Consider the following 15,025-nt stretch of genomic DNA (forward strand, 5'->3'; position numbering starts at 1 on the left):
TGGAAAGGATGATAAAAATGTGTCGTAATTGTTGTTCGAGGAAGTGAAAACGTATGTGGGGTCTTGACCGAGAAAGTAAAAAACCATTATATCAGCAAATCGCCGACCACATCGAGCGGCGAATTTCGTTTGGGGAATTTCCGCCCGGCAGCCTGCTCCCTTCAGAAAGGAAATTGGCTGAGCAGATCGGCGTAAACCGGAGCACGGTCGTACAAGCTTTTGCGGAACTCCGTTCGCTCGGGATCATCGAAAGCCGTTCCGGCAGCGGAACTCGGGTGAGCCAATTTAAGTGGGGTGCTTCGCCAAAACATACACCAAACTGGAACAGGTATGCCCAAGGCGGGAGCTTTCTTCCGAACCTTCCGTTTCTCCGGAGAATTCGGGAAGCTCTGAGCCTGGATTCCTCCCTGGTCGATTTTGCAAGTGGAGAACTTGCGGCCGATCTGGCCCCGACAAGCGAAATCAGCGAAATCATGAGCAGCCATCAGTACGCATCGTATTTGGGATACGACAACCCGCAGGGATATATCCCGCTCCGGCAAGCTCTGGTTCGATATTTGGCCGAATACCGCGGTGTTCAGGCGACGGAATCATCCATCCTGATTACATCCGGGTCTCAGCAGTCCTTATTTTTAATTACGCAATGCCTGCTGTCCCCTGGCGACGCCGTTGCTATAGAGGATCCATCCTATTATTATTCGCTGCCGATGTTCCAGTCGGCGGGACTGCGGATCTTCCGGCTCCCCGTTGATCAGGACGGCATGAGGCCGGAAGAAATTCGTGGACTGTACAAAAAACACCGCATCAAGATGATATTTACGAATCCGAATTTTCAAAATCCTACCGGTACGCTGCTTGCCGACGAACGGCGCCACCAGCTCCTGCAAACCGCAAGCGAGCTCGGACTGCCGATCATCGAAGACGATCCTTACAGCCTAACCGATTACGAAGGCTTACCACGCATGCCTTTAAAATCAATAGATACGTCCGGCTCTGTCATTTACATCGGATCCTTCTCCAAAATCGCCGCTTCGGGACTGCGGATCGGTTGGATGGTTGCTCCGAATTCCGTCGTGCTGAGACTGGCGGATGCCAGGCAGCAGATGGATTTTGGACTTAGCGTCATTCCCCAGCAGGTGGCGGCGCAGTTTTTGGAATCGGACTTTTTTGAGCCTCATCTCGGCCGCCTGCGGACAAATCTGATGTATAAGCGCGATCTTCTGATCGAAGCGCTGCGGAAGGAACTGCCGGGAGAGATTCAATTTCATATTCCCAAAGGGGGGCATCATTTGTGGTGCAAGCTGTCCGAGCCAGTCAATGACGCAAAGCTGCTGGAAGCAGCGATCCGGAACGGCGTCGTATTCGTGCCTGGCAGCGTGTACGGTTCGGATGCCGGATTCGTCCGGTTTACGTTTGCGCGTGCAAAATCGGAATGCATTGGACAAGGCATCGCCGGATTTGCCCGTGCGCTGCACAGCTTAAGGAATTAATTTGTTCCTTGTTTGGACTGTGAAAGCTGCTTCAAGCAAGCCTGTGGTCTAATTTTTCTTATGATGGCCGGGGCTTTGGCTTGCGGTGATGTCGCGCACCTCTTCCGGCAGTTGATGAGATATGCTGGGGACCTTTTTCGGGAAGTATTCGATCACGTCAGACGACAAAATGGACACAGCCATGCTGCCGCCGCCCGCAAACGCGCGAAGAAGGACCGGCTGGTTGTACGCGTTATCAAAAACAAAATCCGGTCCGCCCCAGCTTACGGTTGCATCTCTGCCCGATGGCACATAGGGAACGTGACGGCTGTGGGAATATCGCTGAACGATCTTCAGCCCTGCGCGATCGGCGGCATTAAACAAGGTGGAGGATACCTGACAGATGCCGCCTCCTACGCCTTCAGATAATTCGCCCCGCACAATGACGGCAGCCCGGCGGTATCCTCTGCCGGTCGTTCGTATGCCGACCACCCGGTTAAATGAGAACCGTTCACCAGGAAAGATGACCGTACCGTCAATCGCTTCGGCCGCCAGAGCAATATTATGCGAGCGGTCTCGGTTGCCGGAGTTGTAGTAAGTAATATAATAACCGATTTGCTTCGAACGCAAAGACGCGAGCAGTTCCGTATCGACCTTCGGATATACCGGGTACGTCGGAACCTCAATCGTGGCCGGCCCGCTCGTTTCGTACAGATACGCATAATATTTCATTAAAAAAGCCCTGCGGTCGAGCTTGTATCCGTTCTTCCCCTCGACAATGCGCCCCCCGGCGTCAAAACTGGCGTTGTGCGCTTCCTTATAGGTTTTCCGGTCCAGTTCGTTGACCCACGCATTATATTGTTCCTTGTCCAGTAAAGGAAACACCCCTAAGCTGTGCGCGTCGCGATTGAGCACGGAGATGGTTTTTCCTTCATGGGTGACCGTAAGCTTGTCCTGTGCCTGTTCTTGATCTGCGGTCGGATTATGCAGCAGCATGAACAGGAGGCATGCCGCGGATGTCCATCTCAAGCCTCATCACTCGTTTCATCTTGGTGTTTGGAGCAGATCCTGCTTTCATCCTGCTATTATGATGCGATTCCACAAAAATCATTCACCTCCAATTCTCATCCATTCCCAATTTATATTAGACATTTATATAAGTTTCTAATATATTAGTGACATGAAACCTAAACATCTATCCAAAGAATTGGATGTCGCCGATTTTGTTCAAGTGATCGAAAATCTGACCAGGATTAATATTCGACTGCCGTCCATTGAAAAACTCAGCTTCACCGCCCTGTCGGTCCTGCACACGCTAACCCACAACAGTCCGATGCGCCTGACAGAACTGACTGCCACGGAGCAGGTAACCCAGTCGGCGATCACGCAAATTGTAATCAAGCTGGAGAGGGACGGGCTCGTGGAACGAAGATCCGATCCGCATGACGGCCGCGCTGTTCTCGTGCATATTACCCCCCAGGGAGCTAACGTGATCGATTCCCGGCGCCTGGAACGGATCGGTCGGATTGCCGGTTTTGCGGATCATCTCACGCCGGAAGAGAGACAGGCGATAGCTGACGCCATCCCGGCATTGAGACGGCTGGTCGAAATTGCTGGCGAAGCTTAGCGGATTTTTCTCGCTTGAAACGTTCACCTTTTCGTCGGCTCCAAATCACGTCAGAGGAGGATCACTATGTCCCATGCCGAATTTCCGTTTAAAGCAAGTCCCATCCATGTTTCCGAAGAGGTACTGAACGATCTGAACCGTCGTCTTACCTCCGTCAGATGGCCCCTGGATGCAGGGAACGAAGACGGTTACTACGGCGTTCGCCGCGATGAACTGAAAGCGCTCGTCGACTACTGGATTCACGAATTCGACTGGCGTAAATCCGAGCAGGCGATCAACGCCTATGAGCATTATCAAGTCCAAGTCAACGGTGTGCCTGTCCATTTTATGCGCAAGCCCGGAGTGGGGCCAAACCCGGTTCCCCTCATTTTGTCCCATGGCTGGCCATGGACGTTCTGGCATTGGTCCAAGGTGGTGGATCCGCTCGCTGACCCGGGGGCGCATGGAGGTGACCCCGCTGATGCTTTTGATGTCATCGTCCCTTCGCTGCCGGGCTTCGGCTTCTCTGCTCCGCTTCCCGACCATCCGGACATGAACTTCTGGAAGATGGCCGATCTGTGGCACACCCTCATGACGGACATGCTCGGATACGAGAAGTATGCTGCTGCTGGATGCGATGTCGGCGCGCTGATCACCGGTCAGCTCGGGCATAAATACGGAGCAGAGCTGTATGGTATACATATCGGTTCGGCACTCAAATTGGACTTCTTTAACGGGGAGCGTGCCTGGGATTATGCCGGCGGACGTCCGATTCCGGAAGACCTGCCTGAGGAGATCCGGAATCAATTGTTAGAGCTGGACCGCCGCTTTGCTTCGCATCTTGCCGTGCACGTTCTGGATCCCGGCACACTCGCTTACGGGCTCAGCGATTCACCTGTCGGCATGCTGGCCTGGATTCTTGAACGCTGGATCAAGTGGAGCGACAACAAAGGCAGCATTGAACAGGTGTTCTCCAAGGATGACCTGCTGACGCACGCCACGATTTTCTGGGTCAATAACGCCATCGAAACGTCTATGCGCGTATATGCCAATAACAACCGGTATCCTTGGGAGCCCTCCCATTCACGCCAGCCTGTTATTGAAGCACCGACCGGCATCACTTTCGTGGGATACGAAAATCCGCCGGGGGTGACGACCGATCAACGCGTGGAGCATTTTCTCAAGACTGACCGCGCAGCATGGTATAACCACGTCAATATTACTGCCCACGAAGAAGGAGGCCACTTTATACCGTGGGAAGTGCCGGAGCTGTGGGTTCAAGATTTACGGCGGACCTTTCACGGCCGCCGGTAACAGAAGAAGGACCACCCTTAGCGGGTGGTCCTTCTCTTAGGATTTAAATAGGATAGGCAGCTTATCCGAATGACCGATGCCCATCTCCGTTATAGGAGTAAATCGAGCGGGCCAGGCGAAATCCGAGATCATCGATTTGAAACGTCGGATGGCTGCGCCGGCGGCATGTCGCTCCGCAGCCCCTTGCTTCTTCCGCCCAGCTTCCTCCCCTGAATATGCGATAGGATCCATATACCTCTTCGTCATACAGATCCCAGCACCATTCCCACACATTTCCCAGCATGTCGTATAGCCCCCACGCATTCGGCAGTTTGCCTCTGACTTCATGCGTCATGCCATCGGAATTCTCCTTGAACCAGGCGACTTCTTCTAATTCGCCGTACCTGTAGCCTTGAGAGCCTGCTTTACATGCATGCTGCCATTCGGCCTCTGTAGGCAGACGATAGCCGTCCGCTTCCCGATTCCAGACGACACGCTCGCCCTCATCGGCAATCTCATAACAAGGCTCCAGTCCCGCTTGCCGGGACAGCGTATTACAGAATGAGACTGCTTCGTACCATGATACCCCTGTGACTGGTGCTTGCGAACGTCCGTGCGTGCGGGTTTTATGCTGCAGCACGGCGTCGTAGAATGCATTCGTTACCGGGACGGGTGCCATGAAAAAGGCATCCAGCTTGACATTCCATGATCTTTTAACCCTGTCATCCCTAAGCGCAACGTCTCCCTCTGGAATACGTATCATCGGATAATCGCCTAGACTCGTCATCCATTCAGCCAACTTCAAACTCTGCCTCCCATGAATCTTGATTCTTTATCATCTATCAAATGATATAGGAATCTTTATCTTATAGGATCTCATCGGATTTGTGAACTTCTGGAAGCGAATGAAGTCTAATCTCGATCTTCGTTCCTTGATGGACCTCGCTGGTGACGCGGATCTCTCCCCCATGTGCTTTCACGATATCATGCGCGATGGCCATCCCCAGTCCTGAACCTTTATGCTTCTCGCCCGTATGGGTCCCTCGGTAATAGCGGTCAAAAATCCGGTCCAATTCCTCTTTGCGGATGCCTTTCCCATGATCCTCTATGATCATCGCCACCGAATCCGCCGTTTTCTCAACCCCAACCTCAATGACCGTATCCTCTGCATTGTGAACCATCGCGTTGTATATTAAATTGCTGACGGCCCTGCGAATGAGGAGGTCGTCCACTTTTGCCTGAATGGTCTCTTCGTTGTAGCTGAAATCGATGTTCCTGCCACTGTATCGGGGATCATTCAGCACGTCGATAATTACGCTGCGCACCAGGCTGACCAGATTGACGCTATTCAGATTAAGCGTAATATTTTTGTTTTTAAGACGGGTGGACAAGTTTAAATCTTCAATGACATCTTTCAAGTAGTGGGATTTCTGTTCGATGATTTCCGCGTAATCGCGCATTTCTCCGGTCGTAAACTCATAATCCTTGTCCCTCATCATTTCGGCGTATCCTTGGATCGAAGCCAGCGGCGTTTTGATGTCATGCGTGATATTCGCGATCCACTCTTCCTTCATGCGGTCCAGTTTTTTGCGTTCGGCCTCGCTGGCTTCCAGCTCCGCGCTCAGCAGGTTGACATGATGGAACACGTCTTTGTAAACCCCTTGGGGCTCGTAATGAACCCCATATTTTTTGTGGGCGAGCTGCTTGATTCCATCGATCAGCCTATGAAGCGGCCGGGTCAGTTTTTTGCTGAACAGATAAGCGATGCACAGCGCAATAAATCCGTCGACCCCCATGACGGCCAAGCTTCCGATTTTGAAAAAATGCACCACGGAGCGAATATCGTACGTTAAGACGTTACGCTCCAGATAAGTATTTTTAAAACCGATTAAGTAGCTGTAGCGCTGCTGTTTGCCCTGCTTTTCCCCCACAAAAACGGTCGACATGAGCTCTTTTTCTATATACTTGTAGGTCTGAACCATATCCATCGGCGTATATTTGGTCCTTGCATCCGGGGGACATGGTAACCGTAGACCTCCTGACCGTTCTCATCCAAAACTTGGATCCAGGCCTGGTTACGGTCAAGAAGCTCCTTCCCTTCAGCTGTAATCGTCATCCCCGAATCGGAGAGGATCACTTCTTTGCCGAACGACCGGGTAATCAAATCCGGATTATTCTGTTTGCTTTGAAAAGAAAAATGGGGAAAGGCAAACTGGTTTAAATAAAGACCGGTCACAACGACGATGTTCATGAAAATGACAATCACGACGATGAGAACTACAGATACCAGGTATCTTCCGGTGAGCCTCCATTTCATCGCTTCGCGCCCTCCAGCGCCAGCTTGTACCCCAGACCCTTCACTGTGACCAAATACTGCGGATTGGAGGGATCGTCTTCGATTTTTTCCCGGAGTCTCCTAATGTGGACCATCACGGTATTGTCGTAGCCGAAAGAATCTTCGCCCCATACCTGGTCATACAGGCTTTCTTTGCTGATAATTTGGTTCGGGTGTTTCAGCAAGTGGGTGAACAATCCCAGCTCTTTCGGCTTCAGTTCGATGATTTCACCGTTTTTCTTCAGTTCGATCTTTTGCTCGTCAAACACAAAGGGGCCTGCTTGCACAATATGCGCTTTGTCCACATCTTCAGAGGCAGCCTCCTGCCTCCGAAAGCGGGCTTTGATCCGGTATGCTACTTCCTTCGGACTGAACGGTTTGGTGATGTAGTCGTCGCCTCCGATGGCAAACCCGAGTATTTTATCGATTTCCTCCGTCTTGGCCGATAGGAAGAAAATCGGTACGTTCGAAACGCTGCGGATTTGCTTGCAGACGTCATAGCCTTCTCCGTCCGGCAGCATAATATCCAGGATGACGACGTCAGGGCGCTGGTCCTGAAATTGCTGCCAACCCTCTTTCGCGGAAAAAGCGGCAAATACATGCTCGAAGCCTTCCTTCAGAAGAACGGTTTTCAAAAGCTTGACGATATCTTCTTCATCATCGACGATCAGCACTTTCTGACTTTGCGGCATACGATCAGTACCTCCTTTCTTCATCATTTCCACCCTGACATCTACTATAACTCTATTTTCAAGTCCACGTCCTCATTTGAAACGCTGCCCGTCTTATTCCTGCGCGAAAAACTTAGCCAACGGATTGGCGGTTTTTCGGTCTGACGTGATTTTGCCTGACGCATTCATAACATAATATTGGTAGTAATCCGTGCTGAAGCTGAGTGCATTTAACATCTGAGCAGGAAAAACCTTCATAGCCGGTTCGCTGAGCGCCTTACCGTTCCAGAAAAAGTGCAGCAGCAGGCGGTTTTGGTTGTAAGGATGCTTGACGATATAAGCGCCTGAAGCTGCTTTTTGTCCCATCAAGCTCGTCCAGTTCAGACTGATCGACTTTGCGTTTATCATGATACCGGGCTTCAGCGCCTGGATCAAGCCGTTCGACCCGGCGCTGCCGATGGCGATAATGTTGCTGGCGGCCAGCTCCTTCTCCATTTGCTTCTTGAGTATTTGACGCTCTGTAATGACGTCGGCATGAATTCCCATCAATTGAAGGGAACCCTGCAGCTGCTCCAGCATTGATTGCTCCTGGTTGTGTGCGCTGTCGTCGGCCCGGTCGCTCAACACGATCGTAAGAGGTTCGCCCTGAAGTGCCTTATCCACGATGCGGCTCATCGTTTCCTCCTCAAGATCGGGAATCTGGGTCAGGGACGAGTGATAGATGCTCTTGAACTGCTCATGCCAATACGCGGCTTCTTCCGACTCGGACAACCGGTATTCAGGTTTTAATGTAAAATTCGGGTCATGCAGCGCGCTGTCCATTTCTTTCCGCGCTTCCGTACCGAGCGTATCCTGAATCGTCTGCAGCAGACCGTCGATGGTCGCGTTTTTATATTCATAGCGCTTGAAGTATTCCCTCATGAACGCATCGAATTTCTCCTCGCCCACCATACGGTACAGCTGGTAGATCGCCTGACGTCCTTTTCCGTAAAAGACCGGATTCTCTTCGTCCCCCGCATCTGCATTGGTTGAAGCAATCGGCTTATCTATGGACGACAAGTCATCGATTTGGATCGATTGGAATCCGCCCAGGACATCGCCTCGTTTTTCCGCAAAATATACTTTGGAGAAATCCGCAAATCCTTCATCCAAAAACGACTCTTTCTCCGAATTGTTGCCGATCAGGGCATGGAACCATTGATGGGCGATTTCATGCACGAATACGTCATTATGCGCCGGATCGCTGTTCTCCGCGATTTGCCCCATTTGGATGACCCGGGAGAATTCGACAGCAACCCCCTCTACATAGGATTCCGCAATTCGGAATTCCGGATAAGGGTACTTGCCGTATTTGTCGTTAAAAAAACGGATCGCCTCGAAAGCAGCGTCGATGTACTCATCCACGAGTTTTTTCTTGTCCGGCATATTATCGAAATAATAATATTCAACGGTCAGGCCGTCGCGCGTCACGCTCTCCACCTTGTAATTCGGGCTGGCAAAAAAGACGAGCTCCCGGGTATGATCCGCTGTCGAGCTAACTATTTTCCGTCCCGGCTCCTCGGGAACTTCCTGTGAAGTGATGGTCCCTGGCATCAGGATTTGATAAGATTCGGGTACATTCAAATGTACTTCAAAATCCGAGATGTCATAATAATCGGTTTCGAAGGTTTTGCTGTACGGCGTCTTGTCCCATTGATGCTTGCTTTCGTCATAGACCGAAGCGGCCGGGAACCAATGCGCGGCGTTCACGATATCTTTGTAATACGACAGGCGCTGCATCCCGTACGGGATTTTGACGTCAAAGACGATTTGAATTGTCACCGATTCGCCTGGCTTCAAACCCTGCTTCAGCCGAACGGTCAAAGCCTGGTTGCTGTTCGTAAACTCCGCGGATTGGCCGTTTACTGCAGCGCTCCGGATGTCAATCCCGCCCAGAAAGTCTTCCGCCTTCTTCTGCGGATTCTCTTTCCGGATCTCCTCATTGTTGCGCTCAAACATCGACGTTTGGGTCGCTGTGGACCGGTTTGCGTCGGCAAATGTGTGGAATACGATCTCCTGGAGCGTATCTTTGGACAAGTTCCGGTAGGTGACCGATTCGCTCCCCGTAATGCGCATCTTTTTCTCATCCAGCCGCGCGTCGATCCGGTACTGAACCGGAGCCTGAACCTGTGCAGATTCAGTGGATAGGAGCGTTGGTACCGCCGGGGCGGCCAGCACATGGGAAGAGCCTGCGATTGTTGGACAAGCTGCCAGCGTCAAAGCCAGCGAATACGCCAGCGCTTTTTGGGATACGGTTTTTAAAGTTGTGCGATACATCGGATTCTCTCCCTTTAGTAAGTTTTACTGAATAAATCGTGATTCACGCAGAGAGATTAGTTCCCTGCACCGTCCAGCTTCTGCTTTGCTCCTTCCGGCAGCTCATCGGCCTTCACTTCTTGATAGGAACTGACCCCATCCCCTTTTACATAAATCCGCAAATAAGCGTCCCTGCGCAGTTCCTTATGTGCCGTAAAAGTCAGAGCTTTTTGTTTCCCGCTTGGATCAAAGCCATCCAAGTTGTATTCGTAATAGACATATTTCTCACCATTGTCCGTTTTGTCTTCCATTCGTTTTCCGTCTTGGTTAATCTGCACATAATACTGCTGCGCACCGAGGCGGTTCAAATTCACGTTTTGGATAAATACGACGAATCCGACCAGAACGATCAAAATAACCGCTATTGAGATAAGTCCTTTTTTCACTTCAATCCACTCCTCACTTTACATTCGTAACGATTTTGTAGTAGCTGTTGACGGTCAGGAAATAATAAACGAGATAAATGCAAATATAAATGCCCATGCAGCTGACGACGGGAACAACCAGGCTGGTCATCATCAGGTTCGATAAAGCCGATAAGGCCACGGCGCAGTGGGCAATGCCGGCCGCAAGGGGCAGCGCGAATACAAACAGCACCTGCTTGGCGACCGATTTGCGGATTTCGCTTTTTTTAACGCCGATTTTATGCAAAATCAAATACCGGGCTTTGTCGCTGCTTGCTTCCGTCAGCTGCTTGAAGTAAATAATGCTGCCTGTCGCCGCCAGGAATACGAGCCCAAGGAATCCGCCCATAAAGATCATCAGTCCGGTTGACTCCATTCCCCGTGCATAATCATTAAAGAAACTCGCCAAGCCGGCGGTCTCGGGCAGAATGCTGCTCAGCTGCTTGGTCAGTTCCTTGGCCTTGTCCTGATGCGTGATCTCGTATGCTTGGACGGTCAAGGATTTGGCTTTGTGCTGAAGCGACGCGAACAAATCGTCGCTGACGACCAAGGTGGAATAGACGGTCCCGAGGTTCAGCACGCTGTACGTTTTCAATTCGGTAAAATGGATCTGTTCATGGATTCCCTTTCCAGTCAGCACAATGGTAGAACCTTCGTATGCCGGTGAAATCCCCTTCATATACCCGGGCTCCAGAGCCGCAGCATCGCTGCCTTGAAGGCTGAGCACTTCGTCCCGTCCTTGCAGCTTGGCCAGCTTGTTGAAGGTGTGGTTCGACATCACCGTAAACGTCTGATCATTGGAGCCGTCTGTTTGCCCCAGTCCCGTTGTGTCGGCATCCACTTCAAGCAATGGAATGGACTCATGATAGATCACTTTGTGACCCGGAGCTTGTTCGATCGCCTGATCTGCTTTGTTATCTGTCGCTTTGTCCCCTCCAATAAACATGTAGCTGTTCGGGTTCGCCAGCGCCACATTGATCCGGTTATTGTAATACAAGCTGTATGCTGTTCCGACCGCCGTCAGCGTCGTTGCGCTCAGCACGGCGATGATCGTCAGCGTGCGTGCATTCCCTTTCATCCGGTACAAAAGCTGGGAAGTTCCAATCAGGTTCAACCCCCGCCAATAGCTTCTTTTCCGTTTGCGGGCCAGCTTCAGCAGTGTAACGGTCAATGTGTTAAACAGCAGATACGTGCCGAGAATAACCGAGACCAGAATAACCAGCGGGGTCACCAGCACACCAATCGTTTTCCATGCCTGTGACGTCAGCATGTTTTGCAGCGCAAGCCAGTAGCCGAAACCAACAAGCAAGACTGATAGAAGAGCAATCCACACCGATGACCGAGGTTCCTTCTCCCGCTCCTGGTCCGCCCGGAACAACTCAATCAGCTTGAACCGGTAAATCAGGCGGTAGCCTTGCACCGAAGTGATCAGCGTAATGATTAAGAACACGGTAATCGTGTTCAGGACGGCTGCCGGGGAAATGGCAAAGTTCGGCATGGCATCGTAACCCATCACGTTCATCAGAAGCATGACAAAAAAACGGCTGAGCACGGCTCCAAGCGCGATGCCGACCAGCAGTGCCAACACACCCATCAGGAAATTTTCATAAAAGAGCATGCGGCCGATCTGCTTTTTTCGGACGCCGAGTAATGAGTACAGTCCGACCTCCTTTTTGCGCTTACGCGTAAAAAACGAATTCGAATACCAGATAAAGATGGCGACGAAGATGATCAGGACGACAGCCGCTCCGCTGAACGCCGAGTTGATTTTATCTGACCCTTCCGATGCCGATTGAATGGTATGATCATACTTCAACGACACAAACGTAAAATAAATAACGATGCTGAAAATCATTGATGCAAAATACAGAAAATAATGTTTGAAGTTATTCCGGATATTTTTGCCGGCGATATTAAACAATGTCATCTTCCTCACCTCCAAGCGTCGCCAGAACCTCGAGTATTTGACCAAAAAACTGTTTTCGCGAGAGACTATCCTTCCGGAGTTCCATGAACAGCCGGCCGTCGTTGATGAAAATGACCCGCTTGCAGTAGCTCGCCGCATTCGCATCATGCGTAACCATCATAATGGTGGATCGATTTGCCTGATTCAGCCGGCTCAAGCTTTCCAGAAGGCGGGTGGCCGACTTCGAATCGAGCGCGCCGGTCGGCTCGTCCGCCAAAATCAGGCTCGGATTGGCCACGATCGCCCGGGAAGCCGCTGCCCGCTGCTTTTGTCCGCCCGAGATATGGTACGGGTACTTATCAAGGATTTCACGGATTCCAAACGTGTCGGCAATCTCGTTAACCCGCTGTTCGATCTCTGCTGCCGATACTTTGGACAGGGCCAGCGGGAGCAGAATGTTTTCCTTGACCGTGAGTGTATCGAGCAGGTTATAGTCCTGAAAAATAAAGCCGAGCCTATTCCGACGGAAATCGGACAGCTTTTCTTCATTCATAGTCACGATGTTGTGCCCATCAATGATGATTTCCCCGGAAGTCGGCGTGTCGATCGTCGAAAAAATGTTCAACAGGGTGGATTTCCCCGCACCGGATGGTCCCATGATGCCGACATATTCGCCCTCTTCGATGCTAAGGCTGATATGGTGCAGTGCCGTATATTGGTTTCCTTTGGTGCCAAAGGTTTTATTGACGTTCTCCGCTTGCAGTATCGTTTTCATGAGTGTCTCCTTCAATTGGGTTGTATTCATTCCTTATCGCCTACATCACTTAGGTTAAATCCCGAACCTTTCAGCATGTTAATCCCAACCTTACAGCAACCTTAAATTGATAGAAGGTGCAACAAAACGGAGAGAACCTTTATGAGCTGCGGTCACAAATAAAAACTCGCCTGTCTCCAGGCGAGTTGATCAATGAATTGGAAGCAAAAGAAAAAGTCCGCATTTCGCGGACTTTTCCTCTAACATGAATATGAAGAAGCTTTAAAAGCTGACGGGAAGGCTCACCAATGATCGGAGCGTACTGTAGTGATATGCCAGGTCTTCCGGTTTCACGTCGAGACGCAGGTTGGGAAAGCGCCGCAATAGGGAGCCGAACGCGATTTGTCCCTCCATGCGGGCAAGGGGTGCTCCCAAGCAAAGATGGATTCCTCTGCCAAACGCCAAATGATCAGTTTCTTGTCTTGTGATGTCCAGCCGCTCTGGCCCGTCAAATCGGCTTGCATCCATATCCGCTCCGGCCAGCGAAACCATAACCATCTCGCCTTTTCGAATGAGTGTACCATGGATCTCGATATCTTCATCTGCAACCCGGCCCGTAATCATAACCGGCCCCGCATACCGGAGCAGCTCTTCAACCGCACCCGGCAGAAGGGTCGGATCCTCACGTAGCAGCTGCATTTGTTCTGGATGCTGAAGCAGTGCCAGGGTTCCGTTGCCGATCAGATTCACGGTCGTTTCATGTCCTGCTGTAATGAGCAGCCAAATGGTAGAGAGCAGCTCGTTCTCGTTAAGTTTATCGCCCTCGTCATATGCCTGCAGCAAACCGCTGATTACATCGTTACCGGGCCGCACCCTCTTCTCGGAAATCAAAGATTGAATGTAATCAATAAACTCCTGTAGGGCTTCTTGAACCAAGTTTGCTTGGCCGGGGTTCAGCGCGCCTTCAGCCAGCTTGTAGGTCCACTCGCGAAATCGCGCCTGATGATGGCCGGGGATTCCCAGCATCTCCGAGATGACGATGATAGGCAGCGGATAAGCAAATTCAGAAATGAGTTCCATCTTGCCCCGGCTGACCACCTTATCCAGCAGCTCGTCGGCGATTTGTTGGATGCGCGGGCGCAGATCCTCGATCATTCGGGGCGTAAATGCTTTGGAGACCAAACGCCGGAGCCGGGTATGATCGGGTGGATCCACCATGAGCATATTAGGCATGCTTTTGAACCATTCGAGCAATTCATTGACGGAGCTTTTCTCAGGTGAAGATTGTTGCTGTGAAGCGAACTTTCGCCGGTCCGAAAGGAACCGGGGATCTTTCAAAATCGCTGAGACATCCTCATACCGAAAAGCTATCCAAGCTTTGCCCATGCCAAAAAAGTCGTCAAGCCGGTAAAGTCTTTCCTGTCGATTGACCAGTTTTTGGTAAAACGCGTTGAAATCACGCATCGTTTCCGGTGCCACCAAATCACTGCTGGTGATGTCTTTCACGGCCGCTCACCTCTTCACTTTAGTTTTCCATACCGTATCGGATCATGTCACAAAAAGCTTCCAATTCCTCCATAATGCTGCGGGTATAGGCTTCGTCAATATGGCTCATCCCCTTCGTCTCATCCAGAAACTTCGTTTCGAAATGTCTGGTTACAGACATGACGAGCTCGAATGCATACTTTTGATTTACGCCTTCGCGAAGGGGAACCTTGTCAAAAAGCTGTGCCAACAGCGCATTCCGGGCTTCGCTCACCTGGCCGTACTTATCCTCGATTTCCTCCTTCAAGCCATCCGGTGTGGCATAAAATGCCTCATATACCAACTTCCATTCATCCGGATGCTCGCGAAAATAGCCGAGTTTCGCACGGCTTAACTCCGTGATGGCTGTAAAAAAATCAGCATGTTCCGTAGTCCGCTCATCAAAATGGATACGCGTTCGGACCTTCTCAAAGCAGTGGTCCACTAAGCTAAGATACAGTTTCTTCTTACTTGTGAAATGGTGAAAGATCAAAGCTTTGGAGATCCCGGCAGCAGCCGCCAGCATTTCCGTTGAAGTGTTCTTGTAGCCGTTGCGGGCAAACACAGTTAAGCAGGCTTGCAAAATTTTCTCCTGTTCGTAGAGCTGTATCGGCAGTCTCATCACCTCTTTTTGAGTATGCTGACCAATTGGTTAGTAAAATCATACAGGATGCTGACCTGCTGGTCAATATAAATGACAAAAAAATC

Annotated in this window: 14 protein-coding genes; 3 read left to right on the forward strand and 11 right to left on the reverse strand. The window is 50.9% G+C overall.

From position 1 onward, the window contains the following. Positions 1-53: 53 nt before the first annotated feature. The gene (locus K2F33_RS24255) at positions 54-1,490 is read left to right on the forward strand and encodes a MocR-like pyridoxine biosynthesis transcription factor PdxR (protein ID WP_263879057.1); all 1,437 of its coding nucleotides are present in this window, start codon (positions 54-56) and stop codon (positions 1,488-1,490) included. 48 nt (positions 1,491-1,538) lie between these two features. On the opposite strand, the gene K2F33_RS24260 is transcribed toward K2F33_RS24255, so the two are convergent. Next, positions 1,539-2,465 (reverse strand): VanW family protein, encoded by a 927-nt coding sequence (locus tag K2F33_RS24260; protein ID WP_145022967.1) that lies wholly within the window; start codon positions 2,463-2,465, stop codon positions 1,539-1,541. Between the two features lie 184 nt (positions 2,466-2,649). Between K2F33_RS24260 and K2F33_RS24265 the strand changes: the two genes are divergently transcribed. Together K2F33_RS24265 and K2F33_RS24270 are read left to right on the forward strand one after the other, a co-directional pair. Continuing rightward, entirely contained in the window at positions 2,650-3,096 is a 447-nt protein-coding gene (locus K2F33_RS24265; protein WP_212983717.1) for a MarR family winged helix-turn-helix transcriptional regulator, read from the forward strand. Between the two features lie 66 nt (positions 3,097-3,162). Continuing rightward, positions 3,163-4,389, forward strand: a complete 1,227-nt coding sequence (locus K2F33_RS24270; protein ID WP_263879060.1) for an epoxide hydrolase family protein — start codon at positions 3,163-3,165, stop codon at positions 4,387-4,389. A 61-nt stretch (positions 4,390-4,450) separates the two neighbouring features. Here K2F33_RS24270 and K2F33_RS24275 read toward each other — a convergent pair whose 3' ends face one another. The 10 genes from K2F33_RS24275 to K2F33_RS24315 all read right to left on the reverse strand — a co-directional run bounded on the left by K2F33_RS24275 (position 4,451) and on the right by K2F33_RS24315 (position 14,939). Then, on the reverse strand, positions 4,451-5,131 hold the full coding sequence (locus tag K2F33_RS24275; RefSeq protein ID WP_412974016.1) for a formylglycine-generating enzyme family protein: 681 nt from the start codon (positions 5,129-5,131) through the stop codon (positions 4,451-4,453). A 103-nt stretch (positions 5,132-5,234) separates the two neighbouring features. Beyond that, on the reverse strand, positions 5,235-6,356 hold the full coding sequence (locus K2F33_RS24280; RefSeq protein ID WP_318671213.1) for a sensor histidine kinase: 1,122 nt from the start codon (positions 6,354-6,356) through the stop codon (positions 5,235-5,237). After that, complete coding sequence (locus K2F33_RS33660; protein WP_318671214.1) at positions 6,326-6,685, reverse strand: hypothetical protein; 360 nt, start codon at positions 6,683-6,685, stop codon at positions 6,326-6,328. Before K2F33_RS33660 ends, K2F33_RS24280 begins: the two co-directional genes overlap by 31 nt. Further along, entirely contained in the window at positions 6,682-7,395 is a 714-nt protein-coding gene (locus K2F33_RS24285; protein ID WP_089547226.1) for a response regulator transcription factor, read from the reverse strand. The genes K2F33_RS33660 and K2F33_RS24285 overlap by 4 nt, the downstream gene beginning before the upstream one ends. 93 nt (positions 7,396-7,488) lie before the next feature. Continuing rightward, positions 7,489-9,690 carry a M1 family metallopeptidase gene (locus K2F33_RS24290; RefSeq protein ID WP_263879062.1) on the reverse strand — a complete coding sequence of 734 codons (2,202 nt, stop codon included), beginning with the start codon at positions 9,688-9,690 and terminating at the stop codon, positions 7,489-7,491. 56 nt (positions 9,691-9,746) lie between these two features. Next, the gene (locus K2F33_RS24295; RefSeq protein ID WP_076165784.1) at positions 9,747-10,115 is read right to left on the reverse strand and encodes a YxeA family protein; all 369 of its coding nucleotides are present in this window, start codon (positions 10,113-10,115) and stop codon (positions 9,747-9,749) included. 13 nt (positions 10,116-10,128) lie between these two features. Beyond that, positions 10,129-12,060, reverse strand: coding sequence for an ABC transporter permease (locus K2F33_RS24300; protein WP_263879065.1), 1,932 nt, complete (start codon positions 12,058-12,060; stop codon positions 10,129-10,131). Beyond that, on the reverse strand, positions 12,047-12,814 hold the full coding sequence (locus K2F33_RS24305) for an ABC transporter ATP-binding protein (protein ID WP_263879067.1): 768 nt from the start codon (positions 12,812-12,814) through the stop codon (positions 12,047-12,049). The genes K2F33_RS24300 and K2F33_RS24305 overlap by 14 nt, the downstream gene beginning before the upstream one ends. Positions 12,815-13,075: 261 nt before the next feature. After that, positions 13,076-14,299, reverse strand: coding sequence for a cytochrome P450 family protein (locus tag K2F33_RS24310; RefSeq protein ID WP_263879069.1), 1,224 nt, complete (start codon positions 14,297-14,299; stop codon positions 13,076-13,078). A 19-nt stretch (positions 14,300-14,318) separates the two neighbouring features. After that, positions 14,319-14,939, reverse strand: coding sequence for a TetR/AcrR family transcriptional regulator (locus tag K2F33_RS24315; protein ID WP_263879072.1), 621 nt, complete (start codon positions 14,937-14,939; stop codon positions 14,319-14,321). Positions 14,940-15,025: the final 86 nt, after the last annotated feature.

Source organism: Paenibacillus sp. PSB04, assembly GCF_025809195.1.
GTDB lineage: Bacteria > Bacillota > Bacilli > Paenibacillales > Paenibacillaceae > Paenibacillus_AQ > Paenibacillus_AQ favisporus.